Origin of the sequence: uncultured Algibacter sp., from assembly GCF_963976535.1 — a bacterium.
In the GTDB taxonomy this organism is placed as follows: Bacteria; Bacteroidota; Bacteroidia; order Flavobacteriales; family Flavobacteriaceae; genus Algibacter_B.
On sequence record NZ_CAXBLF010000104.1, the window covers coordinates 1 to 5,358 of the forward strand.

General features: G+C 33.7%; 5 protein-coding genes and 1 tRNA gene. 2 read left to right on the forward strand and 4 right to left on the reverse strand.

Annotated features, from left to right (window positions below):
• Nucleotides 1-68: 68 nt before the first annotated feature.
• The 4 genes from AAC024_RS15585 to AAC024_RS15600 all read right to left on the reverse strand — a co-directional run bounded on the left by AAC024_RS15585 (nucleotide 69) and on the right by AAC024_RS15600 (nucleotide 2,188).
• A complete protein-coding gene (locus AAC024_RS15585; protein WP_339896413.1) occupies nucleotides 69-437 on the reverse strand; it encodes a helix-turn-helix domain-containing protein in 369 nt (122 codons plus the stop codon).
• An 11-nt stretch (nucleotides 438-448) separates the two neighbouring features.
• Nucleotides 449-745 carry a type II toxin-antitoxin system HigB family toxin gene (locus AAC024_RS15590; protein WP_339896414.1) on the reverse strand — a complete coding sequence of 99 codons (297 nt, stop codon included), beginning with the start codon at nucleotides 743-745 and terminating at the stop codon, nucleotides 449-451.
• A gap of 243 nt (nucleotides 746-988) precedes the next feature.
• The gene (locus AAC024_RS15595; protein ID WP_339896415.1) at nucleotides 989-1,648 is read right to left on the reverse strand and encodes a class I SAM-dependent methyltransferase; all 660 of its coding nucleotides are present in this window, start codon (nucleotides 1,646-1,648) and stop codon (nucleotides 989-991) included.
• The gene (locus tag AAC024_RS15600) at nucleotides 1,649-2,188 is read right to left on the reverse strand and encodes an RNA methyltransferase (protein ID WP_339896416.1); all 540 of its coding nucleotides are present in this window, start codon (nucleotides 2,186-2,188) and stop codon (nucleotides 1,649-1,651) included.
• A 292-nt stretch (nucleotides 2,189-2,480) separates the two neighbouring features.
• On the opposite strand from AAC024_RS15600, the gene mutS reads away from it, so the two are divergent.
• Nucleotides 2,481-5,081 carry a DNA mismatch repair protein MutS gene (mutS, locus tag AAC024_RS15605; protein WP_339896417.1) on the forward strand — a complete coding sequence of 867 codons (2,601 nt, stop codon included), beginning with the start codon at nucleotides 2,481-2,483 and terminating at the stop codon, nucleotides 5,079-5,081.
• Nucleotides 5,082-5,178: 97 nt separating this feature from the next.
• Nucleotides 5,179-5,250 (forward strand) — tRNA-Gly (locus AAC024_RS15610).
• Nucleotides 5,251-5,358 lie beyond the last annotated feature (108 nt).

The following is a 5,358-nucleotide window of genomic DNA, read 5'->3' on the forward strand; positions in this document are numbered from 1 at the left end:
GCGAGGATTTTCGTAAGCAGGCGAAAACCAAGCAATTAAATTTATACGGTGTTACCTTTTGTTATTTTTCAGTTCGAGAGTTTATAATTATTAACGAGGACAGAAGCAGATATGTGTAAAACTCGTTCTAATTCTCGAATCATTTCTACTGTCAGTCTTTTCTTTTTATTCAAGATTTCCGACACTCTGCTTTTTCCACCAATTACTCCAACCAAATCTTTCTGTTTAAGGTTCATTTCCTCCATTCGGATCTTAATTGCCTCAATTGGATCAGGTGATTCAATAGGATAGTTCTTATTTTCGTAATTGTCAATTAACAACGATAAAATCTCTGCTTCATCTCCTTCTTTTGAATTAGGAGTAGCATCAAAGATTAACTCAAGTCTTTCTAGAGCTTTGTTGTAGTCTTTTTCCGTTTTGATAGGTTTAATTTCCATAATTCAATATTTTAAATTGTGTCAGCGTCAATTTTATCATATTCAGCGTGAGTTCCGATAAATCGAATAAACGCCCATTGTCTGACATAGTTAAACTTTACAATAAGTCGATATGAGTTTCCTTTAATATTAAAAACCACTCTGCTATCTTTTAAGATACTTGCGTTGATATAGGTTTCTTTAACCTCGTTAGGAGAATTCCAGTTCGAATTTTTAGTAGTTTCGTGCCAAGTTTTTAGATATTGTTCCGAATCTGCGTGTTTCTCCCAAAATTCACGTAAAGTTTTTTTCGCTACTATTCGCTTCATATTTCATTATCTAATGCAAATATAGACTAATTGTTCTCAAAACACGAACTTTTGTTAGTTTTTTTAATAAAGGGTAACGCTCGGGATATGAAATCGTTTTTAATGTTTTATATCTGCCGCTAAGCGAAGTTATATTTTTTTTAAGTTTAGAATCAAGATAAACTGTATATAAAAACTCTCAAAAAATCAATCTATCCATGGTAAAGATAGAAATCAAAGTTTTATTTTTAAAAAGAATATTATTTAGAACGCTTTATATATGGTGGTTACTATTCGTCCTTTATTATTTTCTAGAATATACTCTCCAAGTTGTTGTTGGTCTTTAATTTTTAAATTAAACGGCGGTTCTAATAAATTAACACCGCTGTTTTGTTTTAGTCTAATCCCTTGTCCAGAGATAATGTCTTTGTTTGGAACAAAATTACCCAACGGTATATGTTCAGTTAGAATGATGTATTTATAAGCTGTTATTTTTTTTACCACTTTTTCGATATCATTATTAGACAAATGTTGTAACACCTGCCTTAATATAATGCAGTCTCCAGGCGGAAGCACATCTTTTGTAATATCCAAACAGTAAAACGCTAAGTTATCTTCTTGGTGTAAATTTTTGTTTCTATGAATAAGATTTTCAACAATATCGACAGCTATATATTTTCTAGTATGTTTAGTGAGGTGTTTTCCAATATTAAAATCGCCACAACCTAAATCGCAAACTACTAAGGGCTTCTTGTGAGTTTCTAAAAAAGTAATTACAACTTTTAAATAGGGATCTATAATTTTTGGATTGTGCGAACCTGTTCCAGAATAAAAATCGAATTGATTTCCACCCCAAAGATGCATCTCATAAATCTGATTCATCACATTTTTAGTAGGCCAAGGTTTCTTTGTTTTTTTTGTCACCTATTTCATATTTACTGATAGCTTGCTAAAAACATCCCAAACCACAACGCCACAACTCACAGAGATGTTTAAAGAATGCTTTGTGCCATATTGTGGTATTTCAATAACTACATCACTTGCATTAACTACATTTTGAGCAACCCCTTTTACTTCGTTGCCAAAAACTAAGGCATATTTGGTTTTGGGCTCTATAACAAAGTCGTTTAACATAGTTGCATTTTCAGCTTGCTCAATCGAACAGATTTTTACGTGGTCATCTTTTAGTTTTTTTACTAAATCTATTGTGTTTTCAGCATATTCCCAATTTACAGTATCAGTGCTTCCTAAAGCGGTTTTATGAATGTCTTTGTGCGGAGGCGTTGCCGTGATACCACAGAGGTAAATTTTTTCAACCAAAAACGCATCACTCGTTCTAAACACCGAGCCTATATTATTTAAGCTTCTAATATTATCAAGAATAATAATGATAGGTGTTTTTTTAGCGTTTTTAAAAGCATCCACACTTAATCTGTTTAATTCGCTATTTTTAAGTTTGCGCATAAAGTATTTTTTTTCATTCCCGCAAATCCCGATAGCTATCGGGAGGGAATTTCATTAATCTAAACGTTATTTTCTTGCCACGAATTCACGAATGATTTTCTTTCCAGACCTGTCAGGTTTTTAAAACCTGAGAGGTCTAATGTTAATAATTCTAAATAACTTCTAATATCTCAATTTAAAAAAAAATCAAAATATAAGTACATTAGCAAACTTACTAATTTTTATATAACAACAAAGATTTTTACCCTGCCCGAGTAAGAGTTCCCCCTTTGGGGGTTAAGGGCCTAAAATTATGAAAAAAGTAACCCCGTTAATGAAGCAGTACAATGCCATTAAAGCAAAGTACCCTGATGCGCTGTTGTTGTTTCGTGTGGGCGATTTTTACGAAACCTTTGGTAGTGATGCTATTAAAGCTGCAGGAATTTTAGGCATTATTTTAACCAAACGTGGGGCAGGTAGCGAAAGTGAAATTGAGTTGGCTGGTTTTCCTCACCATTCCATAAATACCTATTTACCTAAATTGGTAAAAGCAGGACAGCGTGTTGCTATTTGCGACCAACTGGAAGACCCAAAACAAACTAAAACCATTGTAAAGCGTGGTGTAACCGAATTGGTAACTCCGGGAGTAGCCTTAAATGATGAGGTTTTAGTGTCCAAATCGAACAATTTTTTATGCTCGGTGTATTTTGATAAAAAATATATTGGGATTTCGTTTTTAGATATTTCTACAGGGGAATTTTTAACCTCTCAAGGCAATGCGGAGTATATTGATAAGTTGCTTCAAAACTTTAGCCCGAGTGAAGTATTGGTTTCTAAACAAAAACGGAGTTTGTTTAATGAGACATTCGGCGACGATTTCCATACATTTTATTTAGAAAATTGGGTTTATCAAACAGATTATGCATATGAAACCTTAATCAAACATTTCGACACTAAAACATTAAAAGGTTTTGGAATTGAAGATTTGTACGAAGGTATTATTGCTTCCGGTTCCATTCTTCATTATTTAGGGGAAACGCAACATAATAAGTTACAGCATATTACATCTATTTCTAGAATTGCTGAAGATGATTATGTGTGGATGGATAAATTCACTATTAGAAATTTAGAGCTTTATAATTCTACCAATAACAATGCGGTTACGCTTATAAATGTTATTGACAAAACCATTTCACCTATGGGCGGAAGGTTATTAAAAAGGTGGCTGGCACTACCTTTAAAAAACGTTGAAAAAATTAAGCAACGCCATGAAGTTGTTGATTTTTTGACAAAAGAAAATACGGTACTTCAGAAGATTCAAAATCATATAAAGCATATTGGTGATTTGGAACGTTTAATTTCTAAAACAGCTACTGGAAAGGTGAATCCGCGAGAAGTGATTCAGCTTAAAAATTCTTTAGAAGCTATTGTGCCTATAAAATCTTTGGCTTCAAATTGCGATAATGAATCATTGAAAATTATTGGTGACAAACTTCAAAGTTGTGATGTGCTTCGTGAAAAAATAAAAGAGACTTTAAACGAAGAAGCACCCGTAAATGTATTGAAAGGAAATAGTATTACCGTTGGTTTTTCATTGGAATTAGACGAACTAAGAGGGCTGTCTAAATCTGGAAAAGATTATCTGGATAAAATGCTAGAACGCGAAAGTGAACGCACGGGGATTACATCGCTTAAAATAGCTTCAAATAACGTATTTGGGTATTATATTGAAGTACGAAATACACATAAAGACAAAGTTCCTGAAGAATGGATAAGAAAGCAAACCTTAGTGAATGCTGAACGTTACATTACAGAAGAACTCAAAGAATACGAAGCCAAAATTTTAGGTGCTGAAGATAGAATTCAAGCTATAGAACAACAGTTATTTGCCGAATTGATTGGTTGGTTAAATCAATATATAAAACCAGTTCAACAAAATGCTTATTTAATTGGGCAATTAGACTGTTTATGTGGGTTTGCGCAGTTAGCAAAGGATAACAAGTATATCTATCCAACACTCGATGATTCGTTTGATTTGGAGATTAAAGATGGACGTCATCCTGTTATAGAAAAGCAATTACCTATTGGTGAAGCCTATATTGCTAATGATGTTTTTCTAGATAGAACAAGTCAGCAAATCATTATGATTACAGGACCAAATATGTCTGGTAAGTCGGCAATATTACGTCAAACGGCACTAATTGTGCTATTGGCGCAAATAGGAAGTTTTGTGCCTGCTAAAGCTGCTAGAATTGGTTTGGTTGATAAAATATTTACTAGAGTTGGTGCTAGTGATAATATTTCAATGGGAGAATCTACCTTTATGGTAGAAATGAATGAAACAGCCTCTATTTTGAATAATATTTCTGACAGGAGCTTAGTGTTGTTAGATGAAATAGGAAGAGGTACCAGTACGTACGATGGTATTTCTATTGCTTGGGCAATTAGTGAATATTTACATGAACACCCTGCAAAACCTAAAACACTCTTTGCAACACACTATCATGAGTTAAATGAGATGACTGAAACGTTTGGCCGCATCAAAAACTTTAATGTTTCTGTAAAAGAGTTAAAGGACAATGTGTTGTTCTTAAGAAAACTGGTAGAAGGTGGAAGCGCACATAGTTTTGGTATTCACGTAGCTAAAATGGCTGGTATGCCACAACAAGTTTTACACCGTGCGAATAAAATCTTGAAGAAATTAGAGCAATCACATTCTAGCGAAGAACTTACAGATAAGGTGAAAACCTTGAATGACGATATGCAATTAAGTTTTTTCAATCTTGATGATCCTTTGCTAGAAAACATCAAAGAGGAAATATTACACATTGATATTGACACACTTACACCCGTTGAAGCCCTAATGAAATTGAATGAAATTAAGCGTATGTTAGTTAAGAAAAAACAAGCATAAAATTAATTTTATTTATTTTACTAAAAGGCTTTGGTTTTAGTAGAAATATTTTAAATTTGCATCCGCAATCGAAAGGTTGTATGTTCATTAAAAGACTGCGAAAGTAGCTCAGGGGTAGAGCATCACCTTGCCAAGGTGGGGGTCGCGGGTTCAAATCCCGTCTTTCGCTCTGAAACTTTCTTAAAATATACCAATGCTGAAGTGGTGGAATTGGTAGACACGTTGGACTTAAAATCCAATGTCCATTAGGACGTACGGGTTCAAGTCCCGTCTTCAG